Origin of the sequence: Weissella confusa (assembly GCF_004766315.1) — a bacterium.
Taxonomy (GTDB): Bacteria; Bacillota; Bacilli; order Lactobacillales; family Lactobacillaceae; genus Weissella; species Weissella confusa_A.
Window position 1 is genome coordinate 1 of the sequence record NZ_PVSN01000038.1, and the last position, 17,552, is coordinate 17,552.

Genomic DNA, 17,552 nt, shown 5'->3' on the forward strand with positions numbered 1-17,552 from the left:
ACTTCGAAAGCAACACCGCGGCTCGTTTTAAAATCTCAAGTTCTTCGCGAAGTTTGGCGTTTTCCTTTTGTAATGCGTTTACATCAGCTTGCGTCCATTTTTCGCCGTCCACTTCGTGGACTGTGTACAATTTGACCCAGTTACGGATTGAATCGGCCGAAGGACCGTATTCAGCGGCTAGTTCAATGTAAGAACGCCCTTGGTTGTGCATCTCGACAAGAGATTGCTTAAATTCTGGTGAATATCGAATCATATAAAAAATGCTCCTCTGCTATTAGTTTACAGGGCAGAGAAAAATCTGTCCGTAAATCTAGCATAAGAGCAATTATTAATAACGGTATTTTTAAAACATCTTGGTCTAAGGATCAGTTGAACAAGGGTATCTTTAGCTACAATGATGTCGAGTATGAAACGAATACCGTTCACACAAACACACCATTCACTCCAGAAACACCGGACACACCAGAAACGCCAAGTGCGACAGACACACCAGTCAACCATGTTACGCCAGCAACGCCCGTTAAGACGGTCGCACCGGCCTCCCCACAAACTACGATTCAACCAGCTACGACTGTTTCTACAGCCGCAATGTTGCCTGAAACGGCCGCAACCGGAAAGACTCACTGGTCATTGGGATTGCTTGAATTGGGATTGCTTGAATTGGGTATGTTGATTGCCGGAATCGGTAGTGTTGCATTGAAGCGTCGTAAGGATGATGACGCAGCATAAACTGAATTTACTAAATTGCTAATATCTAAATAAAAGCCGATGCAGATATATTTTGCATCGGCTTTTTTCTGCGTATGTTGCATATTATACCTATAAACATATTTATAGGTATACGCACTCGTATACGGTTACGTATATTCAACATTATACTCACAAGTATACCCAAACGTATAACATGTGACATACTCGAAAGTATACGCAATCACATAACATAAAGTATATTGTTCTTCTGCTCATTAACACTTCATTAAACAGCATTAAATAAATCTTATAAGAATAATTTATTGATATGCCAAAATATATTAAAGCGATGTCTAATTTTATGTAAGTATAAAATAATGCTTGAACTCATTTTCAAATTTTGGGTATATGGAGGTTCATAACATGAGACGTTTCAAGCATTTATCACAAGCTGATCGTGCTGTCATTCAACGTATGCTTGCAGAAAAGGCGAGTATAAAATCAATTGCAGATTATTTGGGGTACTCACGCAGTGCAATATACCAGGAGATTAACCGTCACACACAAACAATTACCTTTAGTGAAGATTTTAAGTACAGCAAGCCATATAACGCTCTTCAAGCACAGGATCTAGCTAACCGGTCACATTATTCAGTAGGTCGCTCTACAAAGCTTACAGAGGCTAAAAAGCGGCAAATCCGAAAGGATTTAGAGCGGGGTATGACACCAGAAATGATCTCTAATACATCACCAACGATGCATGTGACAACTCGAACAATCTATAACTGGATAAACTATTACAAGATTCCAGGTGTGACGCCGGAAACGCATTTACCGATGGCAGGGCGCAGACATCGACGCAGTTTGAGCAAAAAGAGCCGCAAAGCTGCGCTAAAACGGGCTCGTGACAAAGAAACTGCACAACTATCAGCAAAACACAATTGGATTTCAATTAACAAGCGTCCAGAGTCAATAAACAGCCGTAAAACACCATTTCATTGGGAAATGGATGGTGTTGAATCGAAGCAATCAAATTACCTTGTACTCACGTTTGTGGAGCGTAAAACACGGTTTACGGTAGCTATCAGGACAAAATCTAAACGTTCCGCTGATATAGCGCGAGCCATCGAATCATTTATTAGCATGTACGGTGATCAACGCCACAGCATAACACATGACCGTGGTGCCGAATTCTTAAACAACCAAGTAAGTTTGTTATTTTCCCGGTACAAGATCAAACAGTATGTAGCGCACGCTTATTCAGCATGGGAACGTGGCTCTAATGAGAATGCGAATCGCCGTCTTAGGAGATATTTTCCAAAAGGCACGGATTTTAAAAAAACCACGCAGGCTGAACTAAATGCTGCTACTGAAAAAATGAATAATTGGCCACTAAAATTGCATAGCTATAGAACGCCAAATCACGAATTCAACAAAGCTAAGAATCGACAAAATAAACCCAGAAATAAAAAAATATAAAAGTATCAATTACAGTTTTATTTTTCAACTAATCCAATACCAGGGTCATAATTAAGAAGTCTAACTCGTTAAAATTCGAAATTGTAAACAAAATGTAAAAAACGGCTAAAAACGTTGGTAGCACAATGTTCTTAGCCGTTAATTTCGTTCTGATTTGGGTGGAATACAAACAATTGTAAAATTTACTCTTGACATGTGCCTAAAAATAACAACTCACGATAATATATATTATGTAAACTAGAATAAATGTAAACCCGAGTCCTTAAAACCAATCACACACCTACTAATTAAAAACGCTGCAAAAACCGAACTAGTCTTTGCAGCGTTAACTATTATCTTTAAAACACATTGAATTGATGAGCCGATCCATATACGTCTAAGCTTAACTGTTCAACCAACGTAAACAACGCCGTGCTGATTCTGAATCCCGACGTATTCGTAAGTTTTGTGATTGCTAAATAGCCAGTTTTCTCAGTTTCTCGAATTTTGGTCGTGTTTTGCAAGTTGTTTGCTAACTTGTGCAACTCCATGGAAACTGCTGAATTTTTTTCAACTGCCAAAGCATCAGCAATTAACGTCTCAAGCCGGTTCACATCTGTTTTTTTACCAAACATTTTGATACCTCATAACGGTTGCCGGTAATCTAGATATGCTCATCAAACTCGTTGGTTGGATGATTACGTACCATCGCGTTAACACTAATTAAACTAATCAGACCAACAAACAAGCCGATACCACCCCAAAGAATATGTCCTGCAGCACTATCAATGAACATCAACAAAATAATTGCGGCCATAAAGACCACGTACGGTAGTGCTACTAAATCATGTGGTCTAAAAATAATCCTGACCATGTTTAATCCCCCTCTTGACCATTTATCAATGGTAAGTATATCACTTTAATTCAACCACCAATTTTATTCTTTTTAATCGGCTAACAAATGTCTTCAGACACCAAAAAACACAACGACATCCGGTGGACTATCATTGTGTTCAGCATATCTATTCGGGTTTCATTTCAATCACGACTTTACCACGCGCATGGTGTGATTCAACTCGTTCATGCGCTGATCGAACACCATCCGTCGTAAACGGGAACTTTGAATCAATCACGACTCGCAATCGGTCGTTTTGATAATACGATGCTAATTCGGCTAAATCCTTGCCACTTGGTTGTAGCCAACCAGCCGTTAACGTTTTGTGCATCTTTTCAGCGATTGCTAATTGTTCTTCAGTTGGATTGGCAGAAATTGTCACTAATCGACCGCCTGGCGCTAACACATCAAGTCCTGCATCAATATCACCAACACTGTCTAGCACAGCATCATACTTGCTGATCACATCGGTAATTGCTCGTTCGTGATAGTCAATGACAATGTCAGCCCCGAGTTGACGGACAAATTCGGTATTTGCATGTCCTGCAGTCGTTGCAACAGTTGACCCCATCAATTTAGCTAACTGAATCGCAACGATACCGACACCACCAGCACCAGCTTGAATTAGTACTTTCGAACCAGCCGTCACTTGTAGTGTACGCAACATCTGTAAAGCTGTTTCGCCCGCTAACGGTAATGCTGCAGCCTCAGCAAATGTCATTTTGTCTGGCATCAGTGCTACTTTGTCGACATTTACTGCCATAAGCGTTGCATATGAGCCGAATTTACCGGTAGCATCCATGTCTGGACGCGCAAAAACACGATCACCAACCGAAAATTCTGTAACATTTGCGCCAGCTTTGGTAATCACTCCTGCGATATCCCAGCCTAACACAACCGGGAAAGTCCAATTAAACATGCCTCGCAAAGCGCCTTGACGGGCCTTATAGTCAATTGGATTAACACTTGTTGCGAACGTTTCAATCAGTACTTCGTTGTCTGCAATGTCTGGTTCATCATAGTTATCAACGACCGTTAGTTCATTACTAGACCCAAATTGGTTAATTATTGCTGCTTTCATACGCCACCTCCGTTTACTTATTATTACATAGTAACGCGTATGAAAAATCAGTCTTACGATTAATTTTAGATTGTTTTTTTAACGATTCGTCAAAAAGTTGATTATTCAACAAATACGCCAGTGTCGATGACCTTAGCCATTAAGTTGACCACATTTGCAATGTAGACATCTATTTGAGTAATGCTAAGCACGGCAAGATCACCAATTGTTTCTCCCGTAAAATCAGCATTATAGTCTTGAATTAGCTTTTCAACACACGACTTATTTGCAAAATCCGCCGGTACAGCGTCAGTTGCTGACACCGGCAATGGTTGCAGACCATATTTATGAACGAGATATGGATTAAGCTTTTTAAAATCCTCATAGTAACGCTCTAACACCGCCGGACGTCCTGGATCATCTTTTGGTGGCACAACTTTCATAAAGACATCGGTTAGCCAAACTTCATCAGCTAATAGATGCGTGTAATAACCTAAGGTGAATGTATCTGTTAAAGTTTCCGGATGCGCCTGCAGAAACGCCTGTAAATCGACACGTCTAGTACCACGGTCGCTAGGCACTAAATAGTGTGTTTCATCCTTCGTCATTTGATTGAGCTTATCAACATCCGGTGCTTCGTTGCCAATTAAGAATGCCGTATCTAACTGTTCATACTTTGCCATCAACAACGTCGCAATCGCAGCGTGCATTAATCGTGATCCCATGATATTCTCCCCCTGCTTTTTATCACAGCAGCTGTTGGTCTAAAACGCCTGACTTCAGTCAGGCATAAAACCAAAGGCGCACCTGATAAGGGCGACTTGGTCACGTCGGAGATTAAAAATCTCCGACATTCTCAGTCTACTTTATCTCAACTTTACTCTCGGTCAGTAAAAAACGCCACAGGCAGCACCTGTGACGTCCATATTTTGTATTCAGTTAGCTAACAATTACCATCAGTACTGGAATAACAATCAACATCATTAACGTAGTTTGTGTAATCGATACTGATGCGAATTTGTAATCGCCATTAAGTTCGCGCGCCATCACTGCAGCGTTCGTCATCGTAGGCATAGCAGATTGAATGATAAACACCGCCTTTAGCAACTTAGGTAAGTCAAACGGCATCATCATCAATGCCATGATCGTAGGTGCCATCACAAATCGACCGATGGCCAACGTGATATTTTCCTTATCAGGAATTAAATTAGCACGTTGCGTTTTAGCGATTGAAAAACCAATAAAAATAAGTGATAGCGGTACGTTTGTATTCCCCAAATCCGTTAAATCTGTTATCAGGAACTCAGGAAATTGGATGCGGAAGATGACCAAAACGACAGCAACCAGCAACGCGATCATTGGTGGTGTGAACACCCCCTTCAACGTTTTCTTAAAGTCAAAGTGTTTGCCAGTTTGCGTATCACTTTCAATCATATAAACACCCAGCGTCCAGAACACGATGGTATTAGCCATGTAATAGACCAGGACGTATGGCAGACTTTCTTTACCGAATAGCGCCATATTAACTGGTAATCCAACTGTCACGGTATTTGAATTAAATAGCAGTGACTGGAACAAACCTTTATGGGATGGTTGCACGTGGATTAAGCGCACAACAACAAACGACAAGATGAATAGCACCAGCATACTACCAACTGGCAAAATCAGCTTAGGTCCCAAAGCTACCAAACTAGCTGGTGTGAAATCCTGCGGAATACTAACAATCAAGTACGCCGGAATAGCGATTTTTGTGACAAAGCCAGATAGAAATTTACTCAATCGGCCATCGTCATCATTAAAGATATGTAGCTTGAGTAATGCGTACCCGACCGCTACCAAGCCCAGAATCATTAAAACTCCTGAGATACTGTGTATAATCGTCGCCATTGTTAAACTCCTTTCTGCGGTTAAAAAGAAGAGGCCCTACCAAAAGATAGAACCCCTCTATAATATTTAATTTTCAGGTGTTGGGCAAACGAACTCACCACTTTGGTCAGCCGTTTCCAAAATACGCGTCACGATATCCTTCTCGTGGTTATTTAACCAGGCCGTTGGTAGCGCGTCCTTGCCGTACATAAGTCCAGCAACCGCACCAACTAATGGCATGATACGCATTGGCTCACCTGGCATCCCCGACGCCAAAGTCAATGCATCCTCAAAGTTATCGCTATTCAGCAAGACCCAAACGGTTGCCGCAAACGTATCAACGACATAACCAGAAGCATGAATCTCACTGATTGGCATATTTTCAAAATCAGGCGTATTCAATGATTCAAACGCTTCAAGCTCATCAGCAAACACAGCGTGCTTTGCGTAGTATTCGTATGCATTGCTAATCGCAAAATCGAATGCTTCGGGTAGCTTCATCCCAGTCAACAAACCATTGATTAGCATGGCGTACATCCCCAATGCAATCAACGAACGTGGGTGGTTGTGTGTCAAACCACCAATTTGGTGCAACGTTAACATGGCTGGATCATCGTGAATGAAGTCTGAGCCATACTTAGCATACAAGAACAATACAACCGGTGTGATGCGCAACAATGACCCATTGGCATTGTCTTGCACATCGCGGCCACCAGAAGTGAATGGATCTTGCGTCTGTCGGAAGTTTTCGATTGCGAGTCTTGTTACATCCCCAGCCGGTTGTGGTGCGCCATCAGCGGTATAAGCGCCGGTCGTGTACCAGTAAGAGAACTGAGTCATGATGTCGGTTAATATATAGCCGTTAGAAAGACTTGCAATGGTCGCAAGGGTTAGCGATGAATCACTGCCCCACTGCGAACCGTCACCCATGATGATTTTTTGTGCAAAAAGGTCACCATTGATTAATCCTAGCGTGCAATTTATTAACGGATTATCAGGTAAAGTCATGCCAAAATCCATCCTTTCAAGGTTTTAATTGTAACACTAACGTAAATTATTGGCAAACCAACCCCAAATACACTATAATTAAAATATGAAACTGTAATAAAAGGAGTTCATCATGACGGAATCAGCACAAACGCCAGGTCTTGACGTGTTCGCGTTAACCTTGCTACGTGATCGTTTGTTACCTGAATTACTACAAGATGATCAATCAGAAATTATCTACTGGGCAGGCAAGACGTTAGCACGAGACGTTGAACTACACGGCATCTCAGCTATCGAAGCCTTTTTCCAAGAAGCTGGTTTTGGAACGTTAACACTTACGACGCAAAAGCCAACGATGCAAAAGTGGCGTCTAGACGGGGCAATCGTCGAAGCTCGTTTGCGCGAGAACGCAGCGGCTAGCTTTGCATTGGAAGCTGGCTTTATCGCCCAACAAACCCAACAACAAATTGGATTCGGTGCAGAGGCACAATGGGAAGCATCTAAGCAAGCCGTTACCTTGACTGTAATGACAGAAGCACCCGCAACCCTAGCTGAATAAAAGATAATTAAAAACGCATGTTGACTTGGTTAGTCAGCATGCGTTTTTTGTTGGTTACTTGAAAGCACCCGTAAACTTGTAAATTGGGAAACCTTGTGACGCGAACTTTTGCTCGTATTCCGTCTCAACGTTGTCCTTCATCTTTTCTTCGTCTTCGTGCAAGTTTAGTGAGATACCATCCTTGTAGAACTCAATGCCGAAGTTAGCAAATGAGTATAGAGAGTACTCAAACAAGCCACGGTTGTCAGTCTTAAATTCTAGCTCACCACCAGCTGGCAAAATAGCTTGGTAACCTTCCAAGAATGACTTGTACGTCAAACGACGCGTTTCGTGACGTGACTTTGGCCAAGGATCTGAGAAGTTCAAGAACAACTTTGATACCTCACCCTTTGTATAGTACGTCTCAACTCCAGCACCATCACCATAGATGAACTTCAAGTTAGGCAAATCAGCAGGATCTTCATCCGCCTTACGCGCTGCAACAGCAACTGCCCCTTCTTGAATTTCCATACCGATAAAGTTAATTTCAGGGTACTTCTTTGCCATACCAATGATAAATTGACCCTTACCTGTACCGATTTCTACGTACAATGGTTGCACCTTTTCAAAGATGCTTTGCCAATTTCCTTGTAGACCTGTCGCGCGGTCTTGTGTAATTACCAAGTCCGTGTGATCCGCCAACCATGGGCTAGTCCACTTTTTATTTCGTAAACGCACGTGAATTTCTCCTTCTAAACGTGTTTGCAATAATGCGGTTCGTATACCAGAATAACAAAATACCACCTACTACGACAAGTCCTATGACATTTTGTAATAAGAGTGTGATAGAACCAGCTAATGCGCCACCAGCAATTGACCAAATCAACATCGTAACCATAAACCAAGGCATCATAGCATAACGGAATGCTTGTTGCCGTTGTTTAACGGTCACTGGATACAAGTGGTCAAAAACTAGTGACCGGTGTGAACTGGCCAATGGCAATAACTGCAACACCAATAAATAGAACAAAATGACAAACAGGATTGTCTGTAACCATCCCGTCGTGACAAAAGCCACTAACAGGCCAATCAAGCTTAGACGTCCCCAGACATCCCAGTATTGTCCCTGACGAACAAACGTCGTGACTAATAGGCGTACTAACGGGTTACGTTGTTGGTTTGGCCAGTGCTTAAGCAAGCCATTAGCCCAACGTTGACGACGCACGGCTGGTTTCATGCCCGGCACATCAATAAATAGATTAAAGAATCCTAAAATGGTTGCCTGTCGCTTATCTTCGGCAGCGACGACTGCACGCCAGTCAATTAAGTTGTTTCCTACTGACGTATCGAAGAGCGTCGTACGTCGTGCCTTCATGAAGGTAAACAACATTTTTACGGCCATCAACGCCACTGTGACCAATAGTGTCGTAATGAAGCTCGGTGTTAACAAGCGAAACATCATCGGCCACAAGATAACCGTTAGCACTAGTTGCACAACACCGTTAAAGATGGCACTATACAGGGTTGCTTGGTGAAACAAACGGCGTAAGGCGCCTTCGTTTCCCATAAAGAATACCGGATCGGCACCTTTAACAAAACTTGCCGGCGTCTTAAATAGCGCAAGCGTTAGTAATAACACCAGCAGTAGCAGGCTACGTGTCCAAAAAGTTACTGGGGCGCTCTCCCATAATTGTCGATACGCCAATCCGGCAGCACCTAGTAAGAACAATAAGGCTAACATGGCATGGTCATTAAAGACGTAACGTAAATACTTACTATACTGACGCCACTCTTGCTGCCAGCGTTCTTTAAATAAATGATCGATAACCATCCTTACACCTCTTTTTGTTGTAATTCAGGTACCTTTTCAGCAAACTCGCTTGCCCACCCCGTTGCTGCCACTTCACCATCACGCAAATAAACGAATTCATCTGCGTGGTCAGCCAGTGTCGTCAAAACGTGGGTGGTTAGCAAGAAGCTTGTGCCAGCATGCTTACGTTGGTAAATCAACGCCAACAAGTCATTAACCGCAATCACGTCCAAACCAAGGAACGGCTCATCGATGATAAAGAATGGGGCATCTGTAATGAATGCCATAACAATCATCACCTTTTGACGCATTCCCTTTGAGAAATGCGTCGGGAACCAATCCAATTTATTATCCAAACGGAAAGTTGTGAGCAATTCTTCAGCGCGTTGCCAAGCCGTCTTTTCATCCAGTTGGTAAACTGAAATGGTGAGAGCTAGGTGTTCACGCAACGTCAATTCATCATATAGAACCGGTTGTTCTGGAATATAGGCGATTTGACGCTTAAATGCTTCTGGCTGCGTTTGTAGTGTTACCCCATTCAAGACAATTGATCCTTGCTTTGGCGCAAGCAAACCAATGATATGGTTGATTGTCGTTGACTTACCAGATCCGTTCAACCCCACTAAGGCGGTGAGATGACCCTCTGGTACAGTGAATGAGACATCATTTAAAACAGTTAGTTGGCCGTAGCCACCTGATAAGTGTTCGATTTCTAATGTCATAATGTCACTCTCAATTTTTTAATGTACTTATATAATAGCAAATTTCTGTCCAAATTTAACCACGGACAGTTTACACCAGTCAGGGTATAATAAAGACAACAGATGATTTTTAGGAGGCATTTCCATGGCAGATGTATTTGATATGATTGTTGCAGGTGATATTCCTGCTTATAAGGTTTATGAAGATGATGACGTGTTGGCTTTTCTAGACCTTAGCCAAGTAACGCCTGGCCACACATTGGTTGTGCCAAAGACGCACGTCGCGGATATCTTTGAATACGACGAAGAATTGGCGGCACGTGTTTTGTCAAAGCTACCAAAGATTGCCCGTGCCATTAAGGCAAGTGACGAAAACATTATTGGCTTGAACATTTTGTCAAACAACGGTGAAGCTGCCGGACAATCTGTCTTCCACTCTCACTTCCACTTGATTCCACGTTATGCAAATGACGGCTTTGATATTCCAATGCCAGATCACAGTGAGCAAACAGCCGAAGACACGTACAAGACATTGGCTGCCAACATTGCCAGTCACATGGAGGACTAAGTATGGACGCACTCAAGGATTGGTTCACCAACTTGAAGCAACAGGTCACAAACTTCACGACTGACAGCAAGCGCACGGTTTCAGCGACTAAGGATGTGAAGGCATCCCTTGCCAATGTTCAAACCGAATTGCCAGCCGTACAAGACTTTGTGAAAGATGTTCAAAATCAAGTTGAGAAGATGAATTTCAAGAACAAGCCCCGCTTGGAACGTATCACGGAAGCACAAACTCGCATCCAAAATGCACTCAGTTCATTAAAAAAGCATTAAGACACTCGAAAGCGCAAACGTTGTTCCGGCAATGTTTGCGCTTTCATCATATACCAATGTATACCAATTCACATAATTTCCGGTGGTTAATTCAAACATTGTTCAAAATTCCCCTATAGACTAGTTAGTGTTAAGTCGAACTGACAGTTAATAAGAGAAGGAAATTAAAAAATATGCGAATTGAAATTGTAGACACAAAGCAAGATGTCACAAACGAGACATCAAAGATTCTTTTGAACAAGATTTATGATCGTAAGGTACAAAACATTGCCTTGGCGGCTGGAACTAGCCTGGTTGCTTCATATGAGCAATGCTTGGAGAAGTTCACGGAGCGTATCCACGACCCTAACATGCCAAAGTTGCACATGTGGAACTTTGACGAAGTCCCACAAGCTGGTTCAGAAGAAGGTACAACGACGTCAACGTTGCGTAAGTACTTCTTGAACCCTGCTGAAATGCCTGCTTACCTTTACCACCGTTTGGACTTGTCAAACTGGGACACATTGGATGAGCGTTTGGCTGAAGCGAACGGTTTGGACTTTATGTTGCTTGGAATTGGTTCAGATGGTCGCTACGCCGGTAACTTGCCAGGTGTGACGAAGTTTGAAGATGGTACGCGTTACATTCCTTCTGAAGCTAACGACCAAGTCTATGCTGCTTTGGTTCACACAGTTGGTTCAGAAGACAAGGCTCCTGAAGGATACGTTGCCATGGGTCCTAAGACAATCATGAGTGCTAAGGAAATCTTGATGATTGCTTTCGGGAAGAAGAAGGCACAAATCGTTAAGGAAGCTTTCTTTGGCCCAATCAGTGAAGAGGTACCTGCTTCTATCTTGCAAGCCCACCCTAACTTCACATTGTTGTTGGATCGTGAAGCTGCGGCAGAAATCTTGCCACAACCAGCGGTTGCACCTGCAGAAGCTGAAACTATCACACTTTAATAGTTTAATGAGAACAAAAATATCGGTTTGTCAGGCGACAACCGCTATTTTTTTATTGCACTATGAGAAAATACTTATTTATTATTTGATTTCAGCTCATAATCGGCGTATACTAGTTTCTATCGTTATGACGAATTGTGGGAACATTTTTTCCACTATACAAAAATATAACCAGTAAGAGTGAGGTTTTTTTCTGATGGAACAGAAACGCGACACCTCCTTCTTCGGCCAACCTCGAGGCCTCATGACCTTGTTCTTCACCGAAATGTGGGAGCGATTTTCATACTACGGCATGCGTGCCATTCTACTTTTCTACATGATTTATGCAGCCGACAAAGGCGGTTTGGGATTTAACGAAGCCACCGGTGCCGCCATCATGTCGATTTACGGGTCAATGGTTTACCTATCGGGAATTGTTGGTGGTTATCTATCTGACCGTGTCCTTGGTCCATGGCGCACTGTGTTCTATGGTGGTGTCCTAATCATGTTCGGTCACATTGCCTTGGCGATGCCATTCCATGAAGTTGGTTTGTTTGGTTCAATTGCCCTAATCACACTTGGTACTGGATTGTTGAAGCCCAACGTTGCAACGATGGTTGGAAACTTGTATGACGCTAACGATGAACGTCGTGATGCCGGGTTCTCAATCTAAGTCTTTGGTATTAACCTTGGTGCCTTTATCGCACCGTTGCTAGTTGGTTGGTTCCAAGTACACGTTAACTTCCACGTGGCCTTCTCGTTAGCCGCTATCGGTATGTTCTTTGGTTTGGTGCAATATTCATTGGATGGTCGTAAGCACCTTAAGGATGTCTCACACCAAGCCCCATCCCCATTGCAACCCGAAGAAATCACCCCATTGATGTGGAAATTAGCCGGAATCGTTATCGCATTCATCGCCATTATTGGTATTATGGCCGGTACTCACAGTTTGACGATTAACAGTGTCATTAACTTGTTGACGTTTGTCGCTATTCTAGTACCGGTGATTTACTTTGTTGTGATGCTGACATCAAAGAAGACAACGAAGGCTGAGCGTAAGCGTGTTTGGGCCTACATTCCTTTGTTCATTGCAGCCATGTTGTTCTGGTCAATTGAAGAACAAGGATCTGTTGTCTTGGCCTTGTTTGCTTCAAATCAAACTGCCTTGCATGGTATGCCTGCTTCATGGTTCCAATCATTGAATCCATTGTTCATCATGTTGTTCACACCATTCTTCGTTTGGCTTTGGTCAAAGAAATTGCGTGATAAGCAACCTTCAACTGGTGTTAAGTTCTCACTTGGTTTGGCGTTTGCCGGATTGTCATTCGTTTGGATGGCTGTTCCGGGCATGATGTTTGGTGTTAACCACCAATTCAACCCATTGTGGCTAGTTGCCTCATGGGCGTTGGTTGAAGTCGGTGAAATGTTGATTTCACCAGTTGGTCTGTCAGCATCTGCTAAGATGGCTCCCGTTGCCTTCCAAGCCCAAATGTTAACGGTCTGGAATCTGTCTGACGCCACGGCGCAAGCGGCCAATGCACAATTGGTTCAACTTTATTCAAAGTCTACTGAAATCAACTACTTCTTGATTATCGGTATTATTACTATCGTTGCTGGCTTGCTATTGTGGTTCGCAACTAAGAAGATTAAAGCCTTGAGCGAAGGCTTGTCAGAAACAGCTGAATAATAATGAAGCCTCACACCTTTAGTTGATGTGAGGCTTTTACTTTAACTGGGGATGGTTTAAAATTTTAAGTCTTAAGGAGCTTTTTCATGTTAATTTCTGATACCACGTTAAGTTTGGATGATGTCGCACCAAACAACACGTACCGCAACGTTCACTTCACCTACTCTAGTCGTGCCATTAACATCCAAGATGTCGCGTTTGAGCGTGTGACTTTCGACCAAGACGATTTCTCAGATGGCACTTGGTCAGATGTCGTATTTGATCACGTCGATTTATCAAATACTGATTTCGCCAACGCAATTTTCTATCGCACTAACTTTAATAACACACAACTGACTGGGGTAAATTTCTCTGGTCTGCAAAGCGAATGGCGTGATACACAAGTTAATAACTCATTAGCTGATTTCATCAATGTTAGCGGTACGACCTTTCAAAGTGTCACCTTCAACAACACGCGTGTCCGTGACAGTTTCTTCCACGGCATCAGCATTAAAAAGTCACTCCGTTTTATTGAAAGCGACCTTGATAACAGTGATTTTGCTGGTAGTAAGCTGGCTAATCTCGATGTAGCTAATGCCAACTTTGAAACCTTATTGTTTGATCCAGCGCTGGCTGCTGGCATGACAATTAATACGTATCAATCAGCCTTGCTTATTCAAAGTTTAGGCATCAACATCAAATAAGCAGAAACGCGAAGTAAAGCCAATTACGGCCGTACTTCGCGTTTTGTTTTACTGCAAATTGTTTTGAATAATCGTTGGCCAATCCATCGTTAACTTGGCACCGGCTGCCTTTGCGTGACCGCCACCGTTAAAGTGACCCGCAATAGCTGAGACATCGACATCCTTATCCTTCGCAACGCGGAATGACAACTTGCCGTTATTAATGACCAAGCCGAAATCAACGTCTGGTAAGTTAGTCAACGCATTACCGATTTCTGACATTTGGCTAGATGCCGTTGTATACGCATAGTGATAAGTCTTGTCAGGCAAAACCAAATCAGCAAATTCAGCCTTTTCTGCCTTCTTAGCAACATAGTCTTGGTTAGACTTAATGCGTTCGTATACAAGCGCCATAATCAAATCTGAGAAGATTGTTTCTAGCACAGCGCTCGGTACGTCAACTTCGGCAAATGCCTTAGTCGTAGCCTCGTCCATAAAAGCACTGAAACGGTCACGACCAATGAAGTTAAGCACTTCGTTGAATACTTGTGCATGTTGACCCGTTTGTTGGGCGTCAGCATAGCGTTCATCTTGCCAAGTCCATGTATCATACAAGTCAGTTAGCTTAACCAGTACAGGTAAGAATAGCAACGTTGCAAGCGCCGCTTGATTGTCATTAAACGCCAACTCAGTCGCTGAAGATGTCCCCGTTTGATCCGTAACAAATGTGGCATCCGCAGTTGCTGATTCCCAGACGGATTGATTAGAAACGTGGTGATCATAAACCGTTGGCGTTAAGTTTGTTTGGTTGTGAAACTTCGCCAACATTTCAGCTGATGGCGTATTGTCCAAGAAGATTGCTTGGGTATATTGCTCATCCCCGGCCAAAATATCTTCCAACACAGCATCAATACCAGCAGCACCAGCATCCGCATAACGAATATCCGACTCATTTGACGTCGCATACTTAGCAACTAAACCTGACATAACACCATCTAAGTCAGTGTGCGTCACAATTAACGTTTTCGACATGATTATTACTTCCTTTAAACTGAATAATATCTACATCCATCTTACGGTTTGTTGTGGCTAATCACAAGTCATGATGGCGGTCGTTCATTAGTGCCGTCAATTTATGCATTGTATTGGCATTGCGAACCGTTATCCTAGAGAACACAGCTGTTGTACTAATCCTTAACAACTTAGTCTTGTTACGTAACTCTGGACCTGCACTCATGAATATAAAACGTTTGTACAGTACCACGTGATTCTCAGGTCCAATGTATGGTGAGAACTCAGCCAAAGCTTGTTTAGCTTCTTCTTCCGAGTTGGCAATTATCAAATCATGTCGACCACCATCTTTAATGCCCCACCATTCTGGTGAATGATTTGTTATGTCGTTAATATCTTCTAGCGACAACCAAAATAGTTGTATTTCAAAGCCTTTGTATGCCGATAAAGCGATACTAAGGCCGGAAAAATCAGCCATGCTAGATTTGACGTCAACAATAGCGTTACCAGTATTCCCGAACGTAACAACGTTTTGAAACCCTTGTTGTTCAAACCAATCACGTAATTCAGCCATTGTAACTTTACGTTTGCCACCGACGTTTATGCCACGGAGCAAAATTAAAACTGTTTTCATTTATTCCTCCAGTACTGGCATCGTCAGTTATCTTATGCTCTCTAACCTTTAGCCCAGGTATACAATACCGATTTGCGGATTACGGGTCTCATTACCGGGGATGACCATACTATCCACGTAGCGATCCTTAGTCAACGTCGTTAAGAAGACACCAATCAAATCTCGATCAGTATAAGCGTCAAAATATCGTGTCTTCAATTGCATACCAAAATCAGGACTTGTTTTCCAATTTTCCATGTTATTACTCCCTATCACATGTATTTGTTACCACTTACCTGCCATTATACCAAGTATTATCTTATCGCCAGACTTCAAGCACTCTTTTCTAACGTAGCGTTTTACAGACAAAAATCCCAGCACACAATCGTGCTGGGATTTATCATGATGCCCATCATTTTGTTTTTTATATTTATTGCTCTGCAGAGTTTATTCGGACCAACTTCGCCAAACTTGCGATGGCATCGGCTCCCTGACTGATTTCTGGTTGTTCGGCTTCCTGTTTAGTCAAAGCTTTATCCGTAAAGTAATCTCGGAGATAGTAAGTACCATTATTTCCGAAGTAGTAGTTCTTACCATCGATGTTTTGAATGTATTGGACTGCTCGTCCGTTGTTATCCGTGAAATAGGTGTAGCCCCATGCATTACGCCACCCAGCATTCTGACGAACCCCGTCTACAAACCAATAATATGTGCCCATATAGTAGCGGAACCCAGTATATACCGTGCCGTTTTCATACCAGCGGTAACCACCGTTTGCAGCGGCCCCATCATATAAGTAACCTGATCCTTTGCCACGTAGGTAGTATGTGCCATTATCGCCAAAATTATAGGCCGTACCATCAATCACAACGTTGCCTTGTACAGCACGTCCGATTGCATCAGTCCAATACTTATATCCCCAAGCTTCGCGCCAACCTTCATTTTGACGAATCCCATTTACAAACCAGTAATACGTCCCCATATAATAGCGGAATCCTGTAAAAGGCTGACCATTTTCCAACCAATTATAGCCGCCGTTGGCTTTTGAAACCTCCGGCGAGTAAACGTAACCCGTGCGGCCATCAGCCGAAACCACTTGTGTTGCTGTTCCCATCGATGACAAAACTGATACTGTAACCAACGCACCGACAACCAAACGCTTCCCAACATTAACAATACTCATAAATAATCCCCTTCTTTCGGTTGCTCCGTGTCAACTCGATGACTTAATGTTACGTACAGATTTCATTTGTTACAATGCACGAAATTTCATATCACGTTAAAAAAGCGACCATCCAACGATTGGTCGCTTAATCGCTATTTAAAATAATCAGTTGCTAAGATGCTGTATACCTTGCTATCAACGTATTTGCCATTTGGCAGCAACTCATAATCACGCAGTGTGCCTTCGTACTGCATGCCGGCCTTTTCCATCACACGACCTGAACCGATGTTTTCTGGCGCGTGGAATGATTCAATACGGTGCAATTCTAGTTGTTCGAACCCCATTGTAATAACCGTCCTTAGTGCCTCGGTCATCACCCCTTGGCCCCAATAAGCATGGTTGAGGGCATATCCGATTTCAGCAGAGTTATTTTTCTCAGTTGGTCGGATATCAATGCTACCAATCATTTTATTAGTTGCTTTTTCAACAATGACATACTTTCCCAGCGGATCTGCCAAGTGAAAGTGCTCTTATGCTAGATTTACGGACAGATTTTTCTCTGCCCTGTAAACTAATAGCAGAGGAGCATTTTTTATATGATTCGATATTCACCAGAATTTAAGCAGTCTCTTGTCGAGATGCACAACCAAGG

22 protein-coding genes and 1 pseudogene are annotated in these 17,552 nt (G+C 42.6%); 8 read left to right on the forward strand and 15 right to left on the reverse strand.

Features of this window, described 5'->3' with window-relative positions; translation table 11 throughout:
- Nucleotides 1-253, reverse strand: a 253-nt coding sequence (locus tag C6P11_RS05930) for a transposase (RefSeq protein WP_245299803.1), incomplete at its 3' end; no start/stop codon positions are given.
- A gap of 116 nt (nucleotides 254-369) precedes the next feature.
- Here C6P11_RS05930 and C6P11_RS05935 point away from each other — a divergent pair.
- Nucleotides 370-729, forward strand: a complete 360-nt coding sequence (locus C6P11_RS05935; protein ID WP_135519503.1) for a hypothetical protein — start codon at nucleotides 370-372, stop codon at nucleotides 727-729.
- Nucleotides 730-1,113: 384 nt separating this feature from the next.
- A complete protein-coding gene (locus C6P11_RS05940) occupies nucleotides 1,114-2,169 on the forward strand; it encodes an IS30 family transposase (RefSeq protein ID WP_167849541.1) in 1,056 nt (351 codons plus the stop codon).
- A 338-nt stretch (nucleotides 2,170-2,507) separates the two neighbouring features.
- Here the strand turns inward: C6P11_RS05940 and C6P11_RS05945 are convergent, their stop codons facing one another.
- The 6 genes from C6P11_RS05945 to C6P11_RS05970 form a co-directional block, all read right to left on the reverse strand.
- Nucleotides 2,508-2,783 (reverse strand): hypothetical protein, encoded by a 276-nt coding sequence (locus C6P11_RS05945; RefSeq protein WP_135519507.1) that lies wholly within the window; start codon nucleotides 2,781-2,783, stop codon nucleotides 2,508-2,510.
- A gap of 29 nt (nucleotides 2,784-2,812) precedes the next feature.
- Entirely contained in the window at nucleotides 2,813-3,022 is a 210-nt protein-coding gene (locus C6P11_RS05950) for a hypothetical protein (protein WP_135519509.1), read from the reverse strand.
- A gap of 148 nt (nucleotides 3,023-3,170) precedes the next feature.
- Nucleotides 3,171-4,124 carry an NADP-dependent oxidoreductase gene (locus tag C6P11_RS05955; protein ID WP_135519510.1) on the reverse strand — a complete coding sequence of 318 codons (954 nt, stop codon included), beginning with the start codon at nucleotides 4,122-4,124 and terminating at the stop codon, nucleotides 3,171-3,173.
- A gap of 101 nt (nucleotides 4,125-4,225) precedes the next feature.
- A complete protein-coding gene (locus C6P11_RS05960) occupies nucleotides 4,226-4,828 on the reverse strand; it encodes a zinc dependent phospholipase C family protein (protein WP_135519512.1) in 603 nt (200 codons plus the stop codon).
- Between the two features lie 214 nt (nucleotides 4,829-5,042).
- Nucleotides 5,043-5,990: an AEC family transporter gene (locus C6P11_RS05965; RefSeq protein WP_135519514.1), complete on the reverse strand. Its 948-nt coding sequence runs from the start codon at nucleotides 5,988-5,990 to the stop codon at nucleotides 5,043-5,045.
- Between the two features lie 66 nt (nucleotides 5,991-6,056).
- The gene (locus C6P11_RS05970; protein WP_135519516.1) at nucleotides 6,057-6,977 is read right to left on the reverse strand and encodes an ADP-ribosylglycohydrolase family protein; all 921 of its coding nucleotides are present in this window, start codon (nucleotides 6,975-6,977) and stop codon (nucleotides 6,057-6,059) included.
- Between the two features lie 112 nt (nucleotides 6,978-7,089).
- Between C6P11_RS05970 and C6P11_RS05975 the strand changes: the two genes are divergently transcribed.
- A complete protein-coding gene (locus tag C6P11_RS05975; protein ID WP_135519518.1) occupies nucleotides 7,090-7,515 on the forward strand; it encodes a DUF2507 domain-containing protein in 426 nt (141 codons plus the stop codon).
- A 54-nt stretch (nucleotides 7,516-7,569) separates the two neighbouring features.
- Here the strand turns inward: C6P11_RS05975 and trmB are convergent, their stop codons facing one another.
- The 3 genes from trmB to C6P11_RS05990 are packed head-to-tail and all read right to left on the reverse strand — an operon-like array spanning nucleotide 7,570 to nucleotide 10,026.
- The gene (gene trmB / locus C6P11_RS05980; RefSeq protein ID WP_135519520.1) at nucleotides 7,570-8,232 is read right to left on the reverse strand and encodes a tRNA (guanosine(46)-N7)-methyltransferase TrmB; all 663 of its coding nucleotides are present in this window, start codon (nucleotides 8,230-8,232) and stop codon (nucleotides 7,570-7,572) included.
- Nucleotides 8,216-9,325: an ABC transporter permease gene (locus C6P11_RS05985; RefSeq protein ID WP_135519522.1), complete on the reverse strand. Its 1,110-nt coding sequence runs from the start codon at nucleotides 9,323-9,325 to the stop codon at nucleotides 8,216-8,218. Before C6P11_RS05985 ends, trmB begins: the two co-directional genes overlap by 17 nt.
- A 2-nt stretch (nucleotides 9,326-9,327) precedes the next feature.
- Nucleotides 9,328-10,026 (reverse strand): ABC transporter ATP-binding protein, encoded by a 699-nt coding sequence (locus C6P11_RS05990; RefSeq protein WP_135519524.1) that lies wholly within the window; start codon nucleotides 10,024-10,026, stop codon nucleotides 9,328-9,330.
- A gap of 124 nt (nucleotides 10,027-10,150) precedes the next feature.
- Here C6P11_RS05990 and C6P11_RS05995 point away from each other — a divergent pair, with 124 nt between their 5' ends.
- From C6P11_RS05995 to C6P11_RS06015, 5 genes and pseudogenes are all read left to right on the forward strand, one after another.
- Nucleotides 10,151-10,573 (forward strand): HIT family protein, encoded by a 423-nt coding sequence (locus C6P11_RS05995; protein WP_135519525.1) that lies wholly within the window; start codon nucleotides 10,151-10,153, stop codon nucleotides 10,571-10,573.
- 2 nt (nucleotides 10,574-10,575) lie between these two features.
- Nucleotides 10,576-10,842 carry a hypothetical protein gene (locus C6P11_RS06000; protein ID WP_135519527.1) on the forward strand — a complete coding sequence of 89 codons (267 nt, stop codon included), beginning with the start codon at nucleotides 10,576-10,578 and terminating at the stop codon, nucleotides 10,840-10,842.
- A gap of 173 nt (nucleotides 10,843-11,015) precedes the next feature.
- On the forward strand, nucleotides 11,016-11,783 hold the full coding sequence (locus tag C6P11_RS06005; protein WP_135519529.1) for a 6-phosphogluconolactonase: 768 nt from the start codon (nucleotides 11,016-11,018) through the stop codon (nucleotides 11,781-11,783).
- Nucleotides 11,784-11,979: 196 nt separating this feature from the next.
- Nucleotides 11,980-13,449 (forward strand): annotated as a pseudogene (locus C6P11_RS06010) (peptide MFS transporter).
- An 86-nt stretch (nucleotides 13,450-13,535) separates the two neighbouring features.
- Nucleotides 13,536-14,132, forward strand: a complete 597-nt coding sequence (locus C6P11_RS06015; protein WP_135519531.1) for a pentapeptide repeat-containing protein — start codon at nucleotides 13,536-13,538, stop codon at nucleotides 14,130-14,132.
- 48 nt (nucleotides 14,133-14,180) lie between these two features.
- Here the strand turns inward: C6P11_RS06015 and C6P11_RS06020 are convergent, their stop codons facing one another.
- The 5 genes from C6P11_RS06020 to C6P11_RS06040 form a co-directional block, all read right to left on the reverse strand.
- A complete protein-coding gene (locus C6P11_RS06020; RefSeq protein ID WP_135519533.1) occupies nucleotides 14,181-15,143 on the reverse strand; it encodes a DHHA1 domain-containing protein in 963 nt (320 codons plus the stop codon).
- 61 nt (nucleotides 15,144-15,204) lie between these two features.
- Nucleotides 15,205-15,756, reverse strand: coding sequence for a DUF1697 domain-containing protein (locus C6P11_RS06025; protein ID WP_135519535.1), 552 nt, complete (start codon nucleotides 15,754-15,756; stop codon nucleotides 15,205-15,207).
- Between the two features lie 48 nt (nucleotides 15,757-15,804).
- Nucleotides 15,805-15,993 carry a hypothetical protein gene (locus C6P11_RS06030; RefSeq protein WP_135519537.1) on the reverse strand — a complete coding sequence of 63 codons (189 nt, stop codon included), beginning with the start codon at nucleotides 15,991-15,993 and terminating at the stop codon, nucleotides 15,805-15,807.
- A 172-nt stretch (nucleotides 15,994-16,165) separates the two neighbouring features.
- On the reverse strand, nucleotides 16,166-16,918 hold the full coding sequence (locus C6P11_RS06035) for a 1,4-beta-N-acetylmuramidase (protein WP_245299805.1): 753 nt from the start codon (nucleotides 16,916-16,918) through the stop codon (nucleotides 16,166-16,168).
- Between the two features lie 134 nt (nucleotides 16,919-17,052).
- Nucleotides 17,053-17,418, reverse strand: coding sequence for a GNAT family N-acetyltransferase (locus C6P11_RS06040; RefSeq protein WP_245299806.1), 366 nt, complete (start codon nucleotides 17,416-17,418; stop codon nucleotides 17,053-17,055).
- Nucleotides 17,419-17,552 lie beyond the last annotated feature (134 nt).